Here is a 21,765-nt window from a genome sequence, read left to right as displayed (position 1 = left end):
TTATGAATCGAATATATATACTAATTATAATTGCTGCACTAGGAATTGTTTCCTGTGCAAAGCTCGATACCGAACCTTCAGATTTTGTGGCTCCTGAATATTCCTATAATACGGAAGATGAAATTAATGCTGCACTTGTTGGTGTTTATGATGCCTTAGGGGAACGTTTTTTATATAGCGGTATAAATAAAGCGCTCAATGTGAACTTTAATTGTACTGATGAAATGTTTTTAAGTTCTTCGAAAGCCACCAATGCGGTGGATATATATAGTTACAGTTCAACTGATGCCTCACCTAATAGTATTTGGGGTGCTCTTTATAAAGGAATTGAAAGAGCGAACATTGTTTTAGACAATATTGAAAAACCAGAGATGGATGAAGCAAAACGAAACGTAGTTAAAGGTGAAGCAAAATTCTTAAGGGCATACTTTCATTTTGTTTTAGTACAGAATTTTGGTGCTGTGCCATTAAGAACTGAGCCTACAGCTTCTGTTAAAGATATTTATAATGAGCGTGTACCAGCAGACTCTGTATATAACTTCATTTATAACGAAATGGTTGAAGCGGAACAGTTGGTGAATCCCATTACAGAATATGACTATGCTGAAAGAGTTACAAAGTCTGCTGTTCAGGGGATACTTGCAAGAGTCTGTTTGTTTATGGCTGGTTTTCCAAACAATATGACAGAAAAGTATCAGGATGCATTGTACTGGGCAGAGAAAGTTATAAATTCAGGATTACATGAATTAAATCCGGATTATTCCAAGGTATTTATAAATTTAAGTCAGGATTTATATGATACTAAGGAAAGCATCATGGAGATCGGTTATTATACAACTGGTGCTGGGGAGATTTATAGTGAGCGTGGTTATCTGGGAACTACAATGGGGATAAGGCAAAATTTAGTATCCTATGGTAAAGCTTCTCCAAGATTCCTGATCCAGGATATGCTTTTTAAGAAGTTTGATGTTCAGGATCTTCGTCGTGACTGGTGCATTGCTCCATACAGTTATAAAGGGAATAAAGCTCCGACTCGCGTTTATTGGAATGATTCTCAGATTTACAATCGATATATTGGAAAATATCGTAGGGAGTATGAAACACTCAGTAATAAATCAAATTATAATAGTACCAATTTTCAATTACTTCGCTATTCTGATGTCTTGCTGATGGCAGCTGAAGCTGAAAATGAAATTAATGGTCCAACTCAAAAAGCAATTGACTATGTCAATCAAGTTAGAAGAAGGGCTTATGGTAGTGGTAAATCATTAAAGAGTATTTCGGTTACTAATCCTGGTACTGGTTATGATGCTGGTAGTACAACCGTTACTGTTGTGGGCGGAACCGCTGTTGCCGGGCTTGATCCAGTATCGGTAATTCCTGTTGTAGAGGATGGTGCTATCACTGCAATAAATATCTCAAATTACGGAACAATGTACAATGGAGAGCCTACTATTAGCATAGAGAGTTCTGCCGGAGGAATTGGAGCTGAGGCTGTCGCTGTTTTGACTGAACCTGAATATGCAGATATTAAGTTAGTTGATTTCACTTCTGCTGGTGAATTAAGGGAGTTTTTACAAGATGAACGGGCTCGTGAACTTTGCTTTGAAGGCTGGAGAAGACTGGACTTGATGCGATGGGGAATTCTCGTTTCAAAAATGCAGGAGGTGGCTGCTTATATTACAGAAACAGCACCTTCGAATTTTAAATATGCAGCAGCAGCTGGTAACAATATTGAGGATAAGCACAATTATCTTCCAATTCCTAATTGGGAGACTTCTACCAATCATTTGACCTATCAAAACCCAGGTTGGTAAAATATTTTAGATAAAACGTATTGATAACCAATACCCATTATCTTTCTATGTTGATTTTAGTGATCGTGGGAGGATAATGTGGTATTTATATGCATGCAATGAATACAAATAGAGAGAATAATGTTAACAGAAGACAATTTCTGAATTATACAGCATTGGGAGTAGTTGGGAGCGCAATTACAGGTAATGTTTTTGGTAAAAGTATTAATGAATTTGGTGTTGATCCAGAGTCGGAAGTTGATCAAACGGAAAAACTGCAAGTGGCAATTAATGAGGGAGCTTCAGTCCTGTTTTTTCCTGATGGGAATTATAAAACAGGTACATTGAATATTCCTGCAAACAAGACTTTAATCTTCTCACAAAAGGCAACTCTTCTGCCTATACCCAATAAAATTGAAGATAAAAACTTGCTTGTGGTAACTGGTGATGATGTCAGAATTGAAGGCATTAATTATGACTTCACATGGAACGGTGCGACTTTAAATGAAACACCAGTATGGAATTTGATTTTTGCTGAGGGCGTATCTAATCTGTTAGTTAGCAAGTCAAATGTTCGTAATAGTGACAAAAGGGAAGTAATGCCTTTAAGTGCCAGAAAGCGCAGGGGAAGATTGTACAATCTTGATGGAACTGACCCGAAAGAGAATTACAGTCATTTGGGGTATTATAATTCGCAAACCATTGTATACACTAAAAATTGCAAAAATATTGTTTTGGAAGACTCCGTCGGCTCCAGGCTTCATGGGATGATTTGTGCTGATAATTGTTGCAATGTTACTTCTAGAGGAAATCATATGATAAGCGGGAATCATATAACACGATTTGCAGAAGGGGGTGAAAATTTACGTCATCATGATAATTGGTCAAGAGATGTGAAATATCAGGTGGTTTGGTTTGGTGGTTCTCCTGATCCAGGGCGTAAGAAGGATGTTCCTAATGGAACTTCAACTGTCGTTCATCGCGATGTAAAATTTGGTATGGAGGGATACAACAGGCATACTTCCGGGGCATTTGATATTCTTATCCAAAATAATTATGCTGAATATGGAAATACATTAGCTTGGGGGAATAAAGGACGGCAGGTTATTATTGATGGTAATATAGCCCGTTTTATTTCTGATTATGCATATGGTACTGAGGGTGGTGAGAATATAATCTTCTCAAATAATATTTCAATTAATTGTACGGCGGGAGGCATTGCTTCAATGTACTGGGGCGAAAAACTTCAGATAACCGGTAATCTGATAATGACAAGGCATGAACCATGGGAAGATGAGTGGAGTTGGTGGGATAATCCTTCAAAATATTTAGGACCGTTTATTCGCTTGCATCATGGACCATCTAATGTTGGCGATAGATATGGTGCGGGTACTGTTCAGATAAGTGGTAATCTGTTCACTAACGAACTGACTCAGCGAACAACCGATATTTTAATTCATAACGGACGCGATGTAACTGTTAGTGGTAATAAATTTATCAATGGTAAAGTGCGCAAGTTTGGTGAAGGTAAACTTACTGTAATGGATAATGAATTCATTTCCCGAATGGAATTTGATCCACTGGGTATTGAAGTTGAACCAAGAGGAACAGAAGCGGCATTTATCAAAGGGAACATATTCAGAAAAGAAGAAGCAATTGGTACAACTAATGAAGAGACTAAAAGTATGGAGTTGCAAAAAGTTCCGTACTTTTTATTTACCGGAGAAGCTAGTTTGGAAGAAGGTGCTGGTTCAATCGATAAGCAGGATATGCCGGCTATATCTGTGGGGGCAAATAGTAAGTTCTTCGGACTAGTTGAAGATAATTTTATTCAGGGGTGGAAACAAGCAATCGTTGGCAAGTTTAGCCGAATGAAGGATGCGAAGTTGGTTGTTGCGAAAAATACTACTGATGGTAAAATTCAGGTTGATCGTTCAGAAAAAGCGCCAGGAATTAAAATTGAGATGAATACATCTTTCAATGAATAGAATGGTGATGAAAATTGTCCTAAACTCCTTCCGGCATACGGAAGGAGTTTCTTTCATCATATTTTGAGATAATGGCTGACGTTTGCTGTGTTAATATCCTCAATTGCATCGATCTCACTATTTTTTATTAGCCTCTTGATCTAGTTTCCTAAATATTGTTTGTTAAATATTGACGCGTATTGCAGGTGAAAGTATTTTGAAAGGGTTAGAAGGGTTAAAATACAATGTGTTCTTGTTAATATTTGATATTTGGATGGAATTGAGATTATATTCCTTTGTGAAATATAATAGCATTTTCAGGTGTCGATATATTGTATGAATAATTGAAAAGTAGGAAACGTAAATCCATTATAATTATGATCGTTCTGATCTCATGTCAGTCAAATTCGATAATGGATAGCAAGGCTATTCGAGATTGGTTTGAAAAAGGGGAGTGGAAACAAGGTTGGCCCATCGTGGTTGATGAGTCTGCTGATCAAGTTGATTTTGCTAAATATTATCATCAAAACCCTAGACGATGGAATAAAGCTTTCGATTTTTTATCAGCAACTGATTTTCAAAATATTGAACCGGGTAAATATGAACTTGATGGTGAATCTCTGTATGCCAATGTGGATCAATATCGAACCAGAGATGAAGAAGATACCCGATTTGAGACTCATAATAAATATGCTGATATCCAGTACCTGATCAAAGGGAAAGAATACATCGGTGTTGTTGAGCTATCCAAAATGCAGAAAGCTATGTTTCCATATAATAAAGAGAAGGACATAACTTTTTACAGTAGTTCAGAAAACAATTATCGGTTGGCAGACAGTAGTCGGTTTTTTATTTTCTTGCCAGATGATGCACATCGGCCATGTTTGAAAGTGGATGATAATTTAGAGGTTAAAAAGATTGTTGTTAAAGTATTACTCAACGAGTAAAAATATTACCAGAGATGAATCAAATTAGAAATTATAATAGAAATATATTGCGATTAAATCAGATAGTTAGGGGCGAAAATCTTGTCATCGCTTTTCTGATGTTTTTTATGGGGATGAGTTTGAATTGTTTTGCTCAGACATCCTTTTTGTGTAGCGAGGGAGTTGCTGTATTTTATCCCAATCAATTTGACGCAGGTCGAGTAATGCCTTCTCTTGCAATTACTAAGAGTCTGTATCCTCAGTCATCTTTACCAGCAGATTGGGCTGTTAAGCCTTTGTTTTTTGAAGAGGATGGGCAGAAAGTGATTCAAATAACATGTGATCCTGATGCCGATTTGTATGGAACAGGAGAAGTAACAGGAGGTCTTCGTCGGAACGGAACCTCTGTGCAAATGTGGAACACCGATAATTATACATACACTAGATTTGGTGGGGAATGCTTGTATCAGTCACATCCGTGGATTCTTGGGGTGAGGAAAAATGGAACTTCATTTGGCATTATTTCAGATAATTCATGGAAGCAGGATTTTGAATTGAATCATCCTATTAGAATTACAACTAAAGGACCTTGGCCGAGACTGATTATAATTGAAAAAAATACTCCGCAGGAGGTGTTGGAAGAGTTGGCCAATCTGACAGGTAAAATGGAGTTGCCACCAATTTGGGCATTGGGTTATCAACAATGCCGGTATTCTTATTTCCCTTATACAAGGGTTAAAGAAATTGCAGATGAGTTTCGACAACGAAGAATTCCCTGTGATGTCATCTGGATGGATATTGATTACATGAATGAATTTCGTGTTTTTACCTTTGATAATGACAAGTTTCCTAATCCTAAAGGATTGAATAGTTACCTTCACGATAAGGGATTTAAATCGGTTTACATGATTGATCCGGGAATAAAAGCAGATCCAGATTATTTTGTATATCAACAGGGGAGTAAAATTGATGCCTGGATCAAGGATAAAGATGGAGAAGAATATCATGGTAAGGTGTGGCCGGGAATTTGTGCTTTCCCAGATTTTACAAGACCTGATGTTCAGAGTTGGTGGTCATCATTATATGATGATTTTATGTCAATGGGAGTAGATGGAGTATGGAATGATATGAATGAACCTGCTGTCTTTGAAACGGACAGTATGACCATGCCTTCTGGTAATATACATATGGGAGGAGGCTCTTTGCCTCCAGATATTCATGGCAGATATCACAATGTTTACGGTATGCTTATGGTGAAAGCCAGTAGGGAAGGCATATTAAAAGCAAAGCCGGAAAGCCGTCCTTTTGTTCTGTCCCGATCTAACTTTCTGGGAGGACAGCGCTATGGGGCTACCTGGACAGGTGATAATGTGTCCAATTGGGATTATTTTAAAATGTCCATACCCATGAGTATTAATTTAAGTTTATCAGGTCAGCCTTTTAATGGACCAGATATTGGTGGATTTTCCCAGGATTGCAACGGGGAATTGTTGGCGAACTGGATTGCATTAGGTGCTTATTATCCATTTTCGAGAAATCATTCATCAAAAGGTACAGTGGATCAAGAGCCTTGGGCATTCGGAAAAAAAGTTGAGGATGTCTCCAGAACAGCAATAAATAGAAGATACCGATTGTTGCCGTATTTATATACGTTATTTTATGAAGCCTCTCAGACAGGTCTTCCGGTGATGCGACCGGTATTTATGAGTGATGTTCAGGATACTACTTTACGTTTCGAGCAAGAATGCTTTTTACTGGGCGGCGATTTGTTGATAATTCCACGTTGGTCTTATGAGCCAAGGCTTCCTCAGGGAGACTGGGATATTTTGAAATTAGAGAAGAATGATGATGGATACCAACCATACGTTGCTCTTCGCTCTGGTGCAATTGTGCCTATTGGCAAGGTGATTCAAAATACAACGGAATATTCTACAGACTCTTTGACCCTTTTAGTCAATCCTGATATTAAGGGAAATGCTTTTGGACGTATGTATGATGATGCAGGAGATGGTTTCGGGTATAAAGTAGGGGATTTTGCTTTTTATCAATTCAAAGCATTTAAAACTGAAGAAAATAAGCTGAAGATTCAAATGATGCAGAAGGATGGGAAAAATGTTTCAGCACAAAGGTATTTACGTGTTGGCTATGTTATTGATAATAAAATTGTATACTCAAGCTGGACAGATAAAAGTGAAATAATAGTTGATGTGCTTCCAGATAACCAACATGGAATTGAGCTTTCGAAGCTGAAAATGACCCAAGTTAAATTTAATGATAATAAGGACTTAAATAATCTATTTAAAAAGGTCAAGATTGAGATTAAAGACGGTGAGAACTTTTAAGTATTTGAAGTTAAAAATGATCTTTCTTGGTGATGTTTTTAGCTGGTGATTAAAATTAGTATACATTTTGAATTTAAATATTATGGTAAATATTAAGTTTCTTGTAACAACTCTTATCTTCATTAGTAATATATTCTTTTCAGAAATTTCTTTTGCAGGAGGAGTTAGTAAAAATGATCAAGTTCAGTTAGTTAGGCTACTTGCAATAGGTAATAGCTTTTCTGATAATGCATGCAGGTATTTATCGCAAATAACCCAATCCGTGGATAGTTGTGATATTTTAATTGGTAGGGCTATGATTGGTGGTTGTTCTCTGGAAAAGCATGCTAAATTAATAGATGCATGTGAGCAGGATTCTTCGCTAAAACCATATGAGGGAAAGACTCTCAAAGAGATATTACAACAAGAAGAATGGGATGTAGTTACCATTCAACAAGTAAGTTATTTAAGTTTTAAGAAAGAGAGTTTTCAGCCATATGCTGATCAGATTTATGCATTTGTGGAAGAATATGCACCACAAGCCAGAATTTACATACATGAAACCTGGGCATATGGTCCGGACTGTGCGCGTTTTGAAAAGTTCGGTATAACAATGAAACAGATGTATCGAAAATTGAAGAAGAATTATAGATCATTGGCAAGACACTTTAATACTCCAATTTTACCATCAGGGGATGCCTTTTATAATTCATATAAGGGAGATAACAAAATTGATCTTTGGGATTCGAAAGATCGTTTCCATGCCAGTTCTAATGGATGTTATTTGGCTGGTTGTGTGTGGTTCCACTGCATATTCGAACAGCCTTCAAATTCAATTTCTTTTAAGCCTGATGATATGCCTGCGAAAACAGCAAAATATTTACAGACAGTTGCTCATATTAGTAGTGAAAACTCAGTAAAGGCAGAATATCAATCTCAATAATTTGAATTGGATATAGTGAAGACCAAAAGGTCAAGATGGTAAGTTTTGTGTAACTTAAAATTAATGGGAAGCTAATAAAAACTGCAAGTGAGGGAAATATACTGATTGATAAATTTTTGGAGAATATTCGGTTTAAATGGTAGATTTTGTCCGAATGAAGGATACAAACCCAGCTGTTTCAAAAATTATGATAGACGGAAAAATCAGATTGATCATTCAGAAAAATCCCTTCGTATTAAGATTAAAATGAATACATTTTTGAATGAATAGAGTGATGTTGAGATATTTAGAGAAACTTCTCCCTGTATTTGGAGAAATTCTTTTGTGGTTGGCGAGCTACTTTTAAGTTTCAGAATATAGCAGACGGCTTAATTCGTGTATCTTTTTAATTTTACCTTTATTACTTTTGATTGATTTTTGTTTGCAAAAACGTAATAAAAACCTGATGGTAGATAATTTTGATAAAAAGGTAGGAGAATTAGATCTGTTTCAAAAAATGAAAGAGGGACAGAGTAGTGCTTTTGATTACTTTTTCGAGCGATATTACCAGGGGTTGTGCGTTTATGCATTGAAAATTGTCAACTCTGAAAATATTTCAAAGGACATTGTGCAGGATTTTTTTGTAACTCTTTGGGTGAACAGGAAAACATTGCATGTTATTTCTAATGTAAAGGCTTACTTTGTTCGTTCGATACACAACAGGTGTCTTGACCATCTGGCCCATATTGATATTAAGGCTGCGCATGTCAAATATCAGCTTGCCTATAGTAAACCCGAAGAGTTTAATGATTATCCATTGTTGGATAGAGAGTTGCGGGAACAGATAGAGAAGGAGATTAACAAACTTCCTCAAGGAATCCGGGAGACATTTATTAAAAATAGGTTTGATGGATTAAGCTACAAGCAGATAGCAGATGAAGAAAACATTTCTGTAAAAACGGTAGAATACAGGATCAGTAAGGCATTGACAATTTTACGGAAAGCATTGAATGATTATTTGTATCTTCTATTATTATAGATTCTCTCGCCTTTTTTACGTTGCGATTCAAACGCATTTATCTAAAAAAAACTCAACTTCATTTTAGGGTGTAAGATTACTTGCCCGTCATTTAGATGAAAACAGCCAAATTATGGATACAAGTAGTCAAATACCGAAATATGTTCTTGCCAGTTTAAATCATACGGCTACAGAGGATGAAGATAATTTAACAAAGGAATGGCTTCGTTATGATGAGAATAGAATACTATTTGGGAAACTCAAACAGATCTACAGGATAAGCGGGGATCTAGATAATTTTAAAAAATTTAATTTACAGGAAGGTGAAAATGAATTGAAACTGAAGTTGCGAAAGTATCAGCAGAAAGTCATTTTGTTGAAAATCCAGAAGATTGCTGCTATCATTGTGCTTCCACTCTTATTGGCATCAGCATGGTTTTATTTTCAGAATTCAAAACTGAAAAATGAAATTGCATCGACGGCTATTATTCAGGAAATAAGAACACAGCCCGGTTTAAGATCCCATTTATACCTTTCTGATGGAACAGAAGTCTGGCTAAATACAGGTAGTACGATAAATTTTCCAGTGATTTTTAAAGGAGGTACCAGGACCGTTGAGTTGGAAGGAGAAGCCTATTTTCGGGTGTTCAAAAATAAGAAAAAGCCATTCATTGTAAAAAGTGGAACCATTGCAGTTACCGCTCTCGGTACAGAATTTAATGTTAGTGCTTATAAGGAAGACCATTCGATCAATACATCATTGGTTGAGGGAAGTGTGCTTGTTCAAAATATTTTAAATAAAAAGCAAAAGACGATATTGAGCCCGAATGAACAATTGATCTACGAAAAGCAAAATCATGAGTTTAAAAAATATTCGGTGAATGCGGAAGTTGTTAGTGCCTGGAAAGATGGAAAGCTCATTTTTATTGATACGCCTTTGCAAGAAGTGGCCATTAAATTGAACCGTTGGTTCAATGCAGATATTTCGATTGATGATTCGTCGATTGGAAAATACGAGTACACAGCCACCTTTACAGATGAAAACCTTTCTCAGGTCATGGAGTTGATTAGTCTGTCGGCACCATTTAAAATCATTGTAAATGGAAATCCGTTAGCCGATTTTAAAATAAAACCAGGAGATAAAATATTAATAGGGAAAAAATAGAAAGAACTTATGAAAAATTAAACCAAAAAAACAGGACAGTTCCCCAACTGTCCTGAAATTAAACCGTTAAGCACGGTGTAAATTTTTTAGTATTTAATAAAATCATTCAAACTTATGAAAAAATTGTGTAACAGCCTCAAGGCTGACGGTATTTGTCGCCCTTGGGTCAAATTTTTGATGGCGATGAAATTGATTGTAATTTTTAGTCTAATTCTGATTTCTCCGGTTCTTGCGGTAAAATCGTATTCGCAAAAAACCAACCTCGATTTAAAAATGCAGAATACCACTGTACGTGAGGTATTAAAGGCAATTGAGGACAACAGCGATTATTATTTTCTCTATAACCGGGAGTTTATAGATGTTGATCGTAAAGTTGACATTAGTGTGACGAACATGAATGTCAAAGGCATCCTTGATAAACTGTTCGAGGGTGAAGATGTTGAATGTCTGTTTAAAGATCGCCAGATTGTACTTTCACCAAAGATTAGTATCGATGATGTAAACTCCAACCAAACTCAAAATATTTCAGGAAAAGTAACTGACTCTTCTGGCACTCCTTTACCTGGAGTAACAGTCGTTATTAAAGGTACGACACAAGGAACTATTACTGATCCAGAGGGAAATTATTCAATCTCTAATGTATCTTCAGATGCGACTTTAGTTTTTTCTTTTGTAGGGATGGCCACACAGATAATTCCAGTAGAAGGCAAATCATCTATTGACATTTTGATGGAAGAAGATGCCATTGGTATTGAGGAAGTTGTTGCAGTTGGATATGGAACTCAGGTGCGTAGAGAAGTGACTGGCTCTATTTCTTCGTTTGATGAAGAATCGTTTAGTGATAATACTAATAGTAACGTAGAGCAAATGTTATTGGGGAAAGCTCCTGGTATACAAGTAATGCAAACTTCAGGGGAACCAGGAGGTGGAATGAATCTAAACATTCGTGGCACAGGATCTATAAATGCTGGATCTTCTCCATTGTTTGTTATTGATGGGATGCCAATAGACAACTCGGTATCTGATGATAACAATAAACATGTAGCGAAAAGAAACCCAATAGGATTTTTGAATCCTGATGACATTCAATCAATAGATGTTCTGAAAGATGCCTCAGCAACAGCAATATATGGTTCTCGTGGAGCAAACGGTGTCATAATGATTACGACAAAAAGTGGTAGCAAAGGGGGAGTAAAGGTTGATTATAACAGTCAGTTTGGATTGAACTGGGTATCTAATCGTCTAGACTTGCTAGGCGCAGAGGAATATAAGAATGGAATAAACTCTCTTATTGATGCAGGCGGCGGTGCTGAGTCGGAGAGAGTTGAAGATTATACTGGAACAGGAACAGATTGGCAGGATGTTATTTATAATGAGCCCGCCTTTAATATGAACAATAATATTGGAGCATCATGGGGAAATGAGAAAACAAATTATTTTATATCTCTTAATAATACGAGAGAGGAAGGGCTTGTAAAAGATACTGAGTTTGATCGCTCTACTATGCGTTTGAACGTTAATCACAGAGGTGAAAAAATTAGTTTCGGCGCAAGTACAACAATTAGTTACATTAAGGATACGTATGGTTACACTGGTTTTGATCAGAATTCTGCGACTGGTCCAATTAAAGCAGCAAGGCTATATGATCCAACTTCTCCTATAAAAGATGAAAATGGTAACTATGTCGCTTCCAGCTTTTTTGTGATAGATAACCCTGTGGTAACTATTAAGGGGAATCATATAAAAGGAAACAGGTACAGGAGCTTAGGATCAGCATTTTTGGAGTACTCAATTACATCAAATTTGAGCGCCAAAGTAAATTTTGGTGCAGATATAAGTAATATTGATAAAAGGATTTATCAAGATCGAAGCACTATTCAAGGAGGGCAAGTAGGAGGTATAGCGAATGCGTACAACACTACTAAAACTAACTATTTGATTGAGGGGAGTGTAGACTATAAGCGTATTTTTAAAGAACATTCAATCAAAGTTCTTTTAGGAGCAACAACTCAAAGGTTTGGAACTGATTATACTCAGCAGAATGGAACCGGATTTCCTTCAGATGCAACTTTTGCATATAATTTTGGACTGGCAGATCGTTCAACTGTAACAGTAAGCAGTAATAAATATGCTAACAGACTTCTTTCCTATTTGGGAAGGATTAACTATAAGTTACTTGATAAGTATTTATTAACAGCATCGCTTCGTGCTGACGGTTCCAGTCGATTTGGGAGTGGAAATAGATTTGGACTTTTTCCATCGGTTTCTACTGGTTGGTTGATTGATCAGGAAGACTTTATGGAGAACAGCATTTTTGGTACCTTGAAGCTTAGAGCTAGTTGGGGTAAGACAGGTAATCAGGATATCGGTAATTATTTAGCTTTATCCACATATGGACAAGGAGGAACCTACGTTGTTGATGAAGAGTTTGTAATAGGATTAGATCCGTCGAGAATAGCTAATTCAGAACTCAAGTGGGAAACAACTACACAAACAGATATTGGGATTGATTATGCTCTTTTAAAAAATAGAATATCGGGTTCTGTAGCATGGTATCGTAAACTAACTGATGACATGTTGTTATATCTTCCTATTCCTTCTTCAACGGGTTTTGGCAATAGAATGGTTAATATAGGAAGTATGGTAAATAAGGGGTTTGAGTTTTCTATTAATACGTATAATGTTGATAGCCGTAATTTTGATTGGAATACAAACTTCAATTTCTCCACGATTAAAAACGAAGTTATAGATTTAGGTGAATTAGAACAAATACAGGCAGGAGGATTCCCTCCATCACCAACTTCAACAGCAATTATTAAAGAAGGGGAGCCTTTAATGTCATTCTATGGTTACAAAATAGAAGGGATTTGGCAAACTGATGATGACTTTTCAAATGCGCCAACAGGTACCAAGCCTGGATATTTAAAGATTAAAGATACTGATGGAGAAGAAGGTATTACTCCTGCTGATCGGATAATTCTGGGTAATTCATTTCCTAAATTTCAATGGGGAATGACAAACGATTTTTCATACAAGAATTTTAATCTTAATGTGATGATTACGGGAGTTCACGGTGTTAGTATGATAAATGGTAACCTTATGGAGCAATATTTTCCACTCCAGGGAATTAGGGTAAACAGGTACCGCGAGCCTTTCTTGAATAGGTGGACACCAGACAATCCGACTAATGATCAACCATCATTTTTGAATATGTCCCAAAGAGCCTATGCAACCAACGATAGAACTGTTGTTGATGGTTCGTATATAAAACTGCAATCGGTCAGATTATCTTATGATATTCCTTCTCGATTATACAAGGACAAACTACGAAATGTAGCAGTTTATATGTCAGGTTTGAACTTACTAACGTTGTCAGATTATAATGGATATGATCCTGCGCTTAATCCCTCTGGGAATTCTAATACTAGGATAGATTGGAATGGTTATCCTTCTGCAAAGACAATTATTTTAGGAATTAATGTTGGATTCTAAACTTTGATAGAAATGAAAAGAATAAATATTTATATAGTGGTCTTATTCGCTTTTTTATTTGTTGCGTGTGAGTCAATACTTGAGCCAGAAGTGTATTCTGAATCGAACAATGAACAGATTTTTGATAAAGAGAATGGAATAGAGGCTGTACTTTATGGAGCATATGCCAAAGTTGCGAGTATGAAGGTTAATGATGCAGGAGATGAATTATGTTCAGAGGAATCAATGACAGATGTATTGTTCATGGAAGCAGGAGCTATTAGTGCATGGTGTTCTGATTTGATGAATTTTACATTGGATGGTGTGAATAGCAGGATGTACTCTGTTTTTTGGAATATACCTTACCAAGGTATCCGTAATTGCAATCTGATACTTGAAAATATTGATGGCGCAGATATTTCAGATGATGTAAAAGAGTTACTTAGAGCGGAAGCTCGATTTGTAAGAGCTTGGGCATATAATAATATGTATTTCCGTTTTGGACCAACTCCATTAAGGACCAATTCAACACAAGAACTTTATATGCCAAGAGCAACGGATGAGGAAATGAGGACTTTTATTGAAACCGAGTTGACAGAGGTAATTGAGGATTTACCAAATCCGGGAGAGGAATCAAATTATGGAAGGGCACATAAAGCCGCAGCTATGGGATTGCTTACAAAGTATTATTTGAATACGAAGCAATGGCAGAAGTGCGCAGATATGGCGAAGGAAATTGAGGATAAATTTAATTATGACCTTTATCCATCATATTTTGATATGTTTAAGGTAGCAAATGAGAGAAATGAAGAATATATTTGGGTGCGACAGTCAAAAGCTGACGCTGGTAGGACGGCGAGTCTGACTCTTATGAATTATGGATATCCGGATAACTTTTCGTATTGTTTGGAACCAGAATATCTTGAGGTGCTGGGACGTAATTTCGGTACCAACATTCTAATCAGAACTGATTTTTATAATTCCTTTGAAGTTAATGATGAAAGAAGAAAATCTTTAATAACCAGCTATGTTGATAATAAAGGTAAAACAATTCAGCTTGCGAATGCAGCTCCTTTCAAATACTGGCCTTCTGAAGATGTAATAAGTGCTTCATATGGTAATGATATTCCAGTCATTCGATTTGCAGATATTTTGCTCTCTAGAGCTGAAGCTCTTAATGAGCTTGATGGTCCGAATCAGGAGTCTATAGATCTGATTAATAAGATTAGAACGAGAGCTGGGCTCACAGGCGTTAACTTAGCCGACTTTACTCAAGAAACATTAAGAGACCATATCTTGAAAGAGAGAGGTTGGGAGTTTTACTTGGAGGGTAAAAGAAGAGAAGACCTAATCAGACATGGAAAGTTCATTAGTCAGGCACAAGCCAGAGGACTTCCGGCGCAAGACCATATGGTACTCTATCCAATACCTGTGGGTATGAAGATTGCAAATCCAGAATTGGAACAAAATCCAGGATATAATTTTTAAAGATTTTGTTTCTCTCGGATGTGTATGATCTTAGATTATATCAGCAATTTTTGATGAAAATTAAATATTGTAGTTATTATAGATTTAGAAGGACTGGTTTTGCTTTTTTGTGAAACCAGTCCTTAAATGACAAAAGTTAGTGTTGAAGAATTGAAAACAAATAGTTTTCATTTATCTGATAGGCATAAAAAATTATTTATATGAGTATTTACTATCGCATAATGAGCAGGAAAAGGACTCTTGTATTTTTTTTATTATTCTTATCCCTTGGTGTTTATGCAGTCAAAGATAATGGTGATAACGAGCAAAGAAAAGATAGACCGAATGTTTTATTTATTGCTACAGATGATTTAAGATACGACCTTGGTTGTTTGGGGAACCAAGTTGTTAAATCACCAAATCTTGATAAGCTTTCAAGTAATGCAGTTATTTTCGAAAGGGCTTACTGTCAGCAAGCATTATGCGCCCCTTCACGTGCTTCATTGTTAACTGGAATGAGGCCGGATAGTCTTAAATTTTGGAATCTTACTGGTGATATCCGAGAGCATAAGTTTGTGAAAACTCTTCCTGAGATTTTAAAGAAGGAAGGGTATTTTACTCAGGATATTGGCAAAATTTTCCATAATTGGCATCATGATGGGCATGTGGATTATCCTGAATCATGGAGTACAAAACCCATTTATCATTTTGGAACTCATGGGAATGATACGTTAAGAATTAGTGGGGAAATACCTCCATCTTATACTTTAACGCAATGGTGTGAATGTCGGGATGTCCCTGATACAGCCTATTATGATGGACGTATAGCAGTGGAGTCAGTTAAAGTAATTGAAGAGTTTGCGGAAAAACCAGACCAACCTTTTTTTCTGGCTGTAGGATTTTGGAAACCTCATATACCATTTAATGCTCCTAAAAAATACTGGGATATGTATCAACGGGAAGATATTCCCGAAATAGCCTTTAATCGAGCTCCTGTCGATGTTCCTCCAATTGCATTGCATGATAGTTGGGAATTTTTCAGGGGAAAATCATATGATTTATCTCCGGCTCAAATAATGGAACTTCGTCATGGTTACTATGCTTGTATATCTTATGTAGATGCACAAATTGGTATTGTACTTGATGCTCTCAAAAAAAATGGATTGGATAAAAATACAATTGTAATTTTTTGGTCTGATCACGGCTTTCATCTTGGAGAGCATACTTTGTGGGCTAAAACCTCAAACTTTGAACTGGATGCCCGCGTCCCACTTATAATTTCAATACCTGGTAATAAAAATAATGGGCAGCATTCCCGTTCAATTGTTGAACTCCTGGATATTTATCCAACTGTGTTGGATTTATGTGATGTGAGTATCCCAAATAATATTCAGGGAAAAAGTCTTAAACCAGTATTAGAAGACCTTTCATTAGAAATAAAGGAAGGGGCATTTACCCAGCATCCAAGACCTTCATATTACAAAGAGAAACCAGAGGTAATGGGACATTCAGTCCGCACGAAAAAATGGCGTTATACAGAGTGGAGATCCTGGGAATCGGGAGAAATAGTGGGTAAAGAACTCTATGATCATGAAAATGATAGTTTGGAGACGGTTAATATTGCTAAAGATGAGAAATATATTGATGTTGTTAGAAAACTATCCATGTTAATTAAGAATAATTAATTGTAAAGATTTAAAGGACATTCCAAATTGAACTAGGGATTTTATAGGATGGAAATATTAAGACAAGAGACGATAAAATATGTAGCCTGTTTGATATTTGTTGCAACGAGTGTTTTGTATGGTTTCGTGGGGCAAGCCCAGGATAAAGTAACCCCCAATGTAATTCTCATTCTTGCTGACGATATGGGGCTGGGTGATTTATCCTCGTTGAACAATGGTTTGTCGAAAACGCCAAATTTAGATCAATTAAAGAGCGATGGCGTTTGGTTTAGCCAAGCTTATACTTCGGCACCAGTATGTGCTCCTGCGCGGGCATCAATGCTAACAGGATTGTACCCGCATCGTACAGGGTGTGTTACCTTAAATTTAAAGCGTTTTCCTGAGTTGACTAGGATAAAGGAAGGCTTGGTGACTGTTGCTGATGTATTCAATATGAATGGTTATGCGACAGGTCTGGTCGGTAAGTGGCACTGTGGAATAGGAGATGGTTATGGCCCGTTGGATAGGGGATTCGATGAGTTTGAAGGTTATCATGGGTTCAATCTGAAAACATATTTTGATTATGAGTTCATTGTTCAGGATTCGGTTTTCCAGGTAACTGATAATTACTTAACTGATGACATAAGTGAGCGGGCAATTAAATTTGTACGTAAACATAGGGATGAACCATTCTTTTTGCATATAGCACATTCAGCTCCTCATTTACCACTTAGTGCGCCGCAGAATAAAATTGATTATTATAAGGCCAAAGGTTTTGATACAAATACTGCTACAGTTTACGCTATGATCGAGATTATGGACAGGGGGATTGGTGAATTAATGTCTGAACTGAAACATTTGGGGCTTGATAGAAAAACAGTTGTTATTTTTTCAAGTGATAATGGTCCGGCACCCATGTCTACAGAACGTTTTAACCTGGATCTGAAAGGCAAGAAATACACTGTTTATGAAGGTGGTCTTCATGTACCTTTTATCGTAAGATGGGCTGGTGCAATAGAAGCACACACATGCAATGAAACAATCCAATTTACAGATATTTTTCCGTCTTTGGTTGAGTTGTGTGAATTGGAAATCCCGTCAAAACTGGATTTGGATGGAGGTAGTTTTATACCCTATTTATTTCGTGAGGCAGGAGAAATGCCCGAATATCGCTTCTGGCAATGGAATAGGGGTGTGCCGGAATATTCGCATAATGCGGCAGTGCGTTTTGGTGATTGGAAACTAGTATACCCATATGTTTCAAATGGCATTATTTTTAGTGCCTCAGATTCATTGCCTGCAATGTACAATCTGAAAGATGATCCCTTTGAACAATATGATTTATCACAAAAACATCAGAGATTATATGAAGACCTGTTTGTCCGTCTAAATCAATGGGCAAAGGAAGTTGAATATGACCGAATAAAAGATTAGTTTATAATGAATGTTTGAGTGAAAAAGAAGATATTTCTTTACCTAAACTCCTTTCTGTATTCGGAGGGAGTTTTTTTCATAACTTTTCTAAAGTAGTGATTGAAGTTTGCAAGATTATTGTATCCACAATCGTACCCTATCTCGCTAATTTGTTTGTTGGTTTCGGCCAGCATTTTTGCGGCATAGCCAATACGGATTTTTATTACATATTCCATAAAAGTAAGTTGAGTCTTCTTTTTGAAGAAACGACAAAATGAACCAGGAGCCATATTTAATAGGGACGAAACTTCGTTTAATTTTATCTCTTCGTGAATATTTTTAAATACATATTCGTAAATTTTATTGATTTGATTGAAATCCTTGTCAAATGCTGAACCGGGAGTAGGTTGTTGAGAAAGAAATTCCCGCTTATCGCATTTATTCAATAGATTGAAGATATTGAGTAAGCCAATATAACTTTCAAGTCCTTTCTTCTGTGTTAAATCTTTAAGGAGTTCTTTTATTTGCGTTACAATTGGACCATTGAAGAAGATTCCCGCTTCGGCTTCCCGAAGCAAATCAACGATTGTTTCAAGCTCTGGTTTATTGAAAAAATCGGAGGTGATTAAATTTTCGTAAAAATGGATAACTATGCATCTGGGCGTGTCATTTGTGTCAGTATGGGTGATCTCCCAACAATGAGGAAGGTTTGGTGCCATTAAAACCAAATCATTTTTTTCAAATGCCGAAATATTATTACCAACTATTCTTTTTCCACTTCCAGATAAAATGAAATTCAATTCATAATTTTTATGTGAATGTACACGAGCAGAATTTTTCTTAAGCTCCATTTCACGTGTAATGAATGAGTGTTGGTGTGGCACATAGATTTTTTCGAAAATATATTCCATCTATTAAATATTAACATTTATGAGCAAAAATAACAAAATATATTATCGCATGGGTTAAAAAGCCATGGGTATTTGTCAATATTTGATATGAAATTGATTTCAAAAACATCTTCTTTTGTAATGTGAAATTGAAAATAATATTCAAAAACAAATAAATGACAAGCAAAATGATTAAGCCATTAAGAGGAATTGTACCTCCTTTGGTAACACCATTGAAGGATAACGATACATTAGATGTTGACGGGTTGGAAAGATTAATTGAACATACTATTGGTGGTGGTGTTCATGGGGTTTTCATTTTGGGAACTACAGGAGAATTTGCCAGTTTAAGTTACAAGTTAAGGAAGGAGCTAATTGAAAAGACTTGCAGAATGGTGAATGGGAGAGTTCCTGTTTTAGTAGGCATAGCTGATTCTGCTTTTCAAGAAAGCATTAATCTGGCTAATTGTGCAGATAAGAATGGTGCTGAAGCTGCAGTATTAACGCCTCCTTATTATTTTTCATCAGGCCAATCCGAGTTATTGGAATATTTGGAAAGAATTATGGTTCAAATTCCTTTACCATTATTCATTTATAATATGCCTGTTCATACCAAAGTAATGTTTGCCCCTGAAACAGTAAAAGCTGCCGCTGATATTCCTGGGATAATTGGAATGAAAGATAGTTCAGCTAATTTGGCGTACTTTAATCAAATTCGGTACTTATTAAAAGACCGTCCTGATTTTACGTTTATGGTTGGACCAGAGGAATTAACAGCTGATTTTGTTTTGATGGGAGGACATGGAGGTGTAAATGGGGGAGCTAATTTATTTCCTCATTTGTATGTGAAGCTTTATGAAGCATCAGTAGCAAAAGATTTTGATATGATTTATCAGCATCAGGACAAGATCATGCAAATTAGTACAAGCATATATAATATTGGGCATTACGGATCCAGTTACCTCAAAGGATTAAAATGTGCATTGTCGGTAAAAGGGATCTGTGACGATTTTATGGCAGAGCCATTTCATCGGTTTAGAAAGGAAGAGCGGGAAAAAGTTATTAAGGCTCTTGATGCCCTTGAGTTCTAAAAAGTATTATATTCAAATCAATTAAACTACAAACATGACTTTTGTCGATTTAACTGTATTTATTCTTTACTTGATCGGAATTGTCCTTTTTGGAAGTTCATTCTATAAAAAGAATAAAACTGCTTCAGCATTTACCCTTGGGAATAACAACATTCCTTCATGGGTAATTACTATGTCAATATTTGCAACATTTGTAAGTAGTATTAGCTATCTGGCATTACCAGGTCAGGCATACATGAGCAATTGGAATGCTTTTGCTTTTAGTTTATCAATTCCTATTGCTTCATTAATGGCAATCAAGTTTTTTGTCCCTTTATATCGAAAAGTTAATAGTCCTTCAGCTTACACCTATTTGGAGCAGCGTTTCGGCCCATGGGCAAAATCGTACGCATCCATCATGTATTTACTAACACAACTAATGCGTGCAGGTACAATCTTGTTTTTATTGGCTTTGCCCTTACATGTTTTATTGGATTGGAATATAACTGCGATTATTGTTGTGACCGGGTTCAGTGTTATGATTTATTCATTATTAGGGGGCATACAAGCTGTAGTTTGGACGGATGCAATCCAGGCGATTATATTAATTGTGGGTGCGTTGGTTTGCGGTTTTATTATAATGTTTTCAATGCCTGAAGGTCCAAACCAAATTTTAGAAATTGCGACTCAAGGTAATAAGTTTAGCTTGGGAAGCTTTAAAGTTGGATTAACGAGTTCGACCTTTTGGGTTGTATTAATATATGGTCTATTTATTAATTTACAGAACTATGGGATTGATCAGAACTATATACAGCGGTATATGACTTCAGGCTCGGAAAAAGAGGCCAAACGTTCAGCTTTGTGGGGTGGTTTACTTTATGTTCCTGTATCTGCGATGTTTTTGTTCATAGGAACGGCTTTGTTTAGTTATTATCAAAGCGGAGCTGGCATTTTGCCTGCTGGGATAGAAGGGGACAAAGTGTTCCCATATTTTATTGTGAATCAACTTCCGGTTGGCCTGACGGGCTTGTTAATAGCCTCTATTTTTGCAGCAGGAATGAGTACCGTTTCAACGAGTTTAAATAGTTCTGCAACCGTTATTTTAACTGATTTTTGCAAGTTGCCTGAAGATGATTCCAGGACAGCAAAACGTTCAATGAAAATTTTATATTTGTCTTCGTTTATATTTAGCGTGTTGAGTATAATTATTGCAGTTGCAATGATTAATGTGCAAAGTGCATTGGATGCATGGTGGAAACTTGCTTCCATTTTTAGTGGTGGCATGCTTGGTCTATTCTTGTTGGGCTATTTTGCTCCAAAAGTAAAGAGCAAAGGAGCTATTATTGGAGTTGTTGCTGGCGTGTTGATGATTGGCTGGATGAGTTTAACACCATACATTTTTACTTCTGACAGCCTGAAAGTGTATGCAAGTCCATTCCACAATTATCTGTCAATTGTATTTGGAACTGTAGCAATATTAATTATTGGCTTTTGCGTAGGAACGGTAATTCCCAGTAGCACAAGAAAAAGAGAATGATTTTCTTCATCACTTTTCTTAAAAGTTAACCTTTATATGTTGCATGAAATTTATTTTGCTACTGTTTGACTTCAAATGCATTTGGACACATTTTGATCTAAATTTAAGAGATACTTTTCAGGTTTGAAAATTTTATGT

14 protein-coding genes are annotated in these 21,765 nt (G+C 36.3%); 13 read left to right on the top strand and 1 reads right to left on the bottom strand.

What is annotated here, in order from left to right; translation table 11 throughout:
- The first annotated feature begins 2 nt into the window (after positions 1–2).
- The 11 genes from ACUNWD_RS13010 to ACUNWD_RS12960 all read left to right on the top strand — a co-directional run bounded on the left by ACUNWD_RS13010 (position 3) and on the right by ACUNWD_RS12960 (position 18,151).
- Positions 3–1,817 carry a RagB/SusD family nutrient uptake outer membrane protein gene (locus ACUNWD_RS13010; RefSeq protein ID WP_445588256.1) on the top strand — a complete coding sequence of 605 codons (1,815 nt, stop codon included), beginning with the start codon at positions 3–5 and terminating at the stop codon, positions 1,815–1,817.
- A 98-nt stretch (positions 1,818–1,915) separates the two neighbouring features.
- A complete protein-coding gene (locus tag ACUNWD_RS13005) occupies positions 1,916–3,784 on the top strand; it encodes a hypothetical protein (RefSeq protein ID WP_445588255.1) in 1,869 nt (622 codons plus the stop codon).
- A gap of 356 nt (positions 3,785–4,140) precedes the next feature.
- Positions 4,141–4,710, top strand: a complete 570-nt coding sequence (locus tag ACUNWD_RS13000; protein ID WP_445588254.1) for a YhcH/YjgK/YiaL family protein — start codon at positions 4,141–4,143, stop codon at positions 4,708–4,710.
- 14 nt (positions 4,711–4,724) lie between these two features.
- Entirely contained in the window at positions 4,725–7,031 is a 2,307-nt protein-coding gene (locus ACUNWD_RS12995) for a TIM-barrel domain-containing protein (protein ID WP_445588253.1), read from the top strand.
- Between the two features lie 82 nt (positions 7,032–7,113).
- On the top strand, positions 7,114–7,953 hold the full coding sequence (locus ACUNWD_RS12990) for a DUF4886 domain-containing protein (protein WP_445588252.1): 840 nt from the start codon (positions 7,114–7,116) through the stop codon (positions 7,951–7,953).
- 445 nt (positions 7,954–8,398) lie between these two features.
- Positions 8,399–8,971, top strand: a complete 573-nt coding sequence (locus tag ACUNWD_RS12985) for an RNA polymerase sigma-70 factor (RefSeq protein ID WP_445588251.1) — start codon at positions 8,399–8,401, stop codon at positions 8,969–8,971.
- A 112-nt stretch (positions 8,972–9,083) separates the two neighbouring features.
- Positions 9,084–10,115 (top strand): FecR family protein, encoded by a 1,032-nt coding sequence (locus ACUNWD_RS12980; protein ID WP_445588250.1) that lies wholly within the window; start codon positions 9,084–9,086, stop codon positions 10,113–10,115.
- Positions 10,116–10,229: 114 nt separating this feature from the next.
- Entirely contained in the window at positions 10,230–13,607 is a 3,378-nt protein-coding gene (locus ACUNWD_RS12975) for a TonB-dependent receptor (RefSeq protein ID WP_445588249.1), read from the top strand.
- Between the two features lie 12 nt (positions 13,608–13,619).
- Complete coding sequence (locus ACUNWD_RS12970; RefSeq protein WP_445588248.1) at positions 13,620–15,074, top strand: RagB/SusD family nutrient uptake outer membrane protein; 1,455 nt, start codon at positions 13,620–13,622, stop codon at positions 15,072–15,074.
- Positions 15,075–15,274: 200 nt separating this feature from the next.
- Positions 15,275–16,738 (top strand): sulfatase, encoded by a 1,464-nt coding sequence (locus ACUNWD_RS12965; RefSeq protein ID WP_445588247.1) that lies wholly within the window; start codon positions 15,275–15,277, stop codon positions 16,736–16,738.
- Positions 16,739–16,786: 48 nt separating this feature from the next.
- A complete protein-coding gene (locus ACUNWD_RS12960; RefSeq protein ID WP_445588246.1) occupies positions 16,787–18,151 on the top strand; it encodes a sulfatase-like hydrolase/transferase in 1,365 nt (454 codons plus the stop codon).
- 38 nt (positions 18,152–18,189) lie between these two features.
- Here ACUNWD_RS12960 and ACUNWD_RS12955 read toward each other — a convergent pair whose 3' ends face one another.
- Complete coding sequence (locus ACUNWD_RS12955) at positions 18,190–19,041, bottom strand: AraC family transcriptional regulator (RefSeq protein WP_445588245.1); 852 nt, start codon at positions 19,039–19,041, stop codon at positions 18,190–18,192.
- 155 nt (positions 19,042–19,196) lie between these two features.
- Between ACUNWD_RS12955 and ACUNWD_RS12950 the strand changes: the two genes are divergently transcribed.
- Positions 19,197–20,111, top strand: a complete 915-nt coding sequence (locus tag ACUNWD_RS12950) for a dihydrodipicolinate synthase family protein (RefSeq protein WP_445588244.1) — start codon at positions 19,197–19,199, stop codon at positions 20,109–20,111.
- Between the two features lie 34 nt (positions 20,112–20,145).
- A complete protein-coding gene (locus ACUNWD_RS12945) occupies positions 20,146–21,627 on the top strand; it encodes a sodium:solute symporter (protein ID WP_445588243.1) in 1,482 nt (493 codons plus the stop codon).
- The last annotated feature ends 138 nt before the right edge of the window (positions 21,628–21,765 follow it).

This window comes from Sunxiuqinia sp. A32 (assembly GCF_052690465.1).
The sequence above is the reverse complement of the archived record's forward strand: the minus strand, read 5'-3'. Positions and strand labels throughout refer to the sequence as shown.

Coding starts and splice junctions, on each gene's coding strand:
- ACUNWD_RS13010 (WP_445588256.1), top strand. CDS start 3: ATGAATCGAATATATATACTAATTATAATTGCTGCACTAGGAATTGTT.
- ACUNWD_RS13005 (WP_445588255.1), top strand. CDS start 1,916: ATGAATACAAATAGAGAGAATAATGTTAACAGAAGACAATTTCTGAAT.
- ACUNWD_RS13000 (WP_445588254.1), top strand. CDS start 4,141: ATGATCGTTCTGATCTCATGTCAGTCAAATTCGATAATGGATAGCAAG.
- ACUNWD_RS12995 (WP_445588253.1), top strand. CDS start 4,725: ATGAATCAAATTAGAAATTATAATAGAAATATATTGCGATTAAATCAG.
- ACUNWD_RS12990 (WP_445588252.1), top strand. CDS start 7,114: ATGGTAAATATTAAGTTTCTTGTAACAACTCTTATCTTCATTAGTAAT.
- ACUNWD_RS12985 (WP_445588251.1), top strand. CDS start 8,399: ATGGTAGATAATTTTGATAAAAAGGTAGGAGAATTAGATCTGTTTCAA.
- ACUNWD_RS12980 (WP_445588250.1), top strand. CDS start 9,084: ATGGATACAAGTAGTCAAATACCGAAATATGTTCTTGCCAGTTTAAAT.
- ACUNWD_RS12975 (WP_445588249.1), top strand. CDS start 10,230: ATGAAAAAATTGTGTAACAGCCTCAAGGCTGACGGTATTTGTCGCCCT.
- ACUNWD_RS12970 (WP_445588248.1), top strand. CDS start 13,620: ATGAAAAGAATAAATATTTATATAGTGGTCTTATTCGCTTTTTTATTT.
- ACUNWD_RS12965 (WP_445588247.1), top strand. CDS start 15,275: ATGAGTATTTACTATCGCATAATGAGCAGGAAAAGGACTCTTGTATTT.
- ACUNWD_RS12960 (WP_445588246.1), top strand. CDS start 16,787: ATGGAAATATTAAGACAAGAGACGATAAAATATGTAGCCTGTTTGATA.
- ACUNWD_RS12955 (WP_445588245.1), bottom strand. CDS start 19,041: ATGGAATATATTTTCGAAAAAATCTATGTGCCACACCAACACTCATTC.
- ACUNWD_RS12950 (WP_445588244.1), top strand. CDS start 19,197: ATGACAAGCAAAATGATTAAGCCATTAAGAGGAATTGTACCTCCTTTG.
- ACUNWD_RS12945 (WP_445588243.1), top strand. CDS start 20,146: ATGACTTTTGTCGATTTAACTGTATTTATTCTTTACTTGATCGGAATT.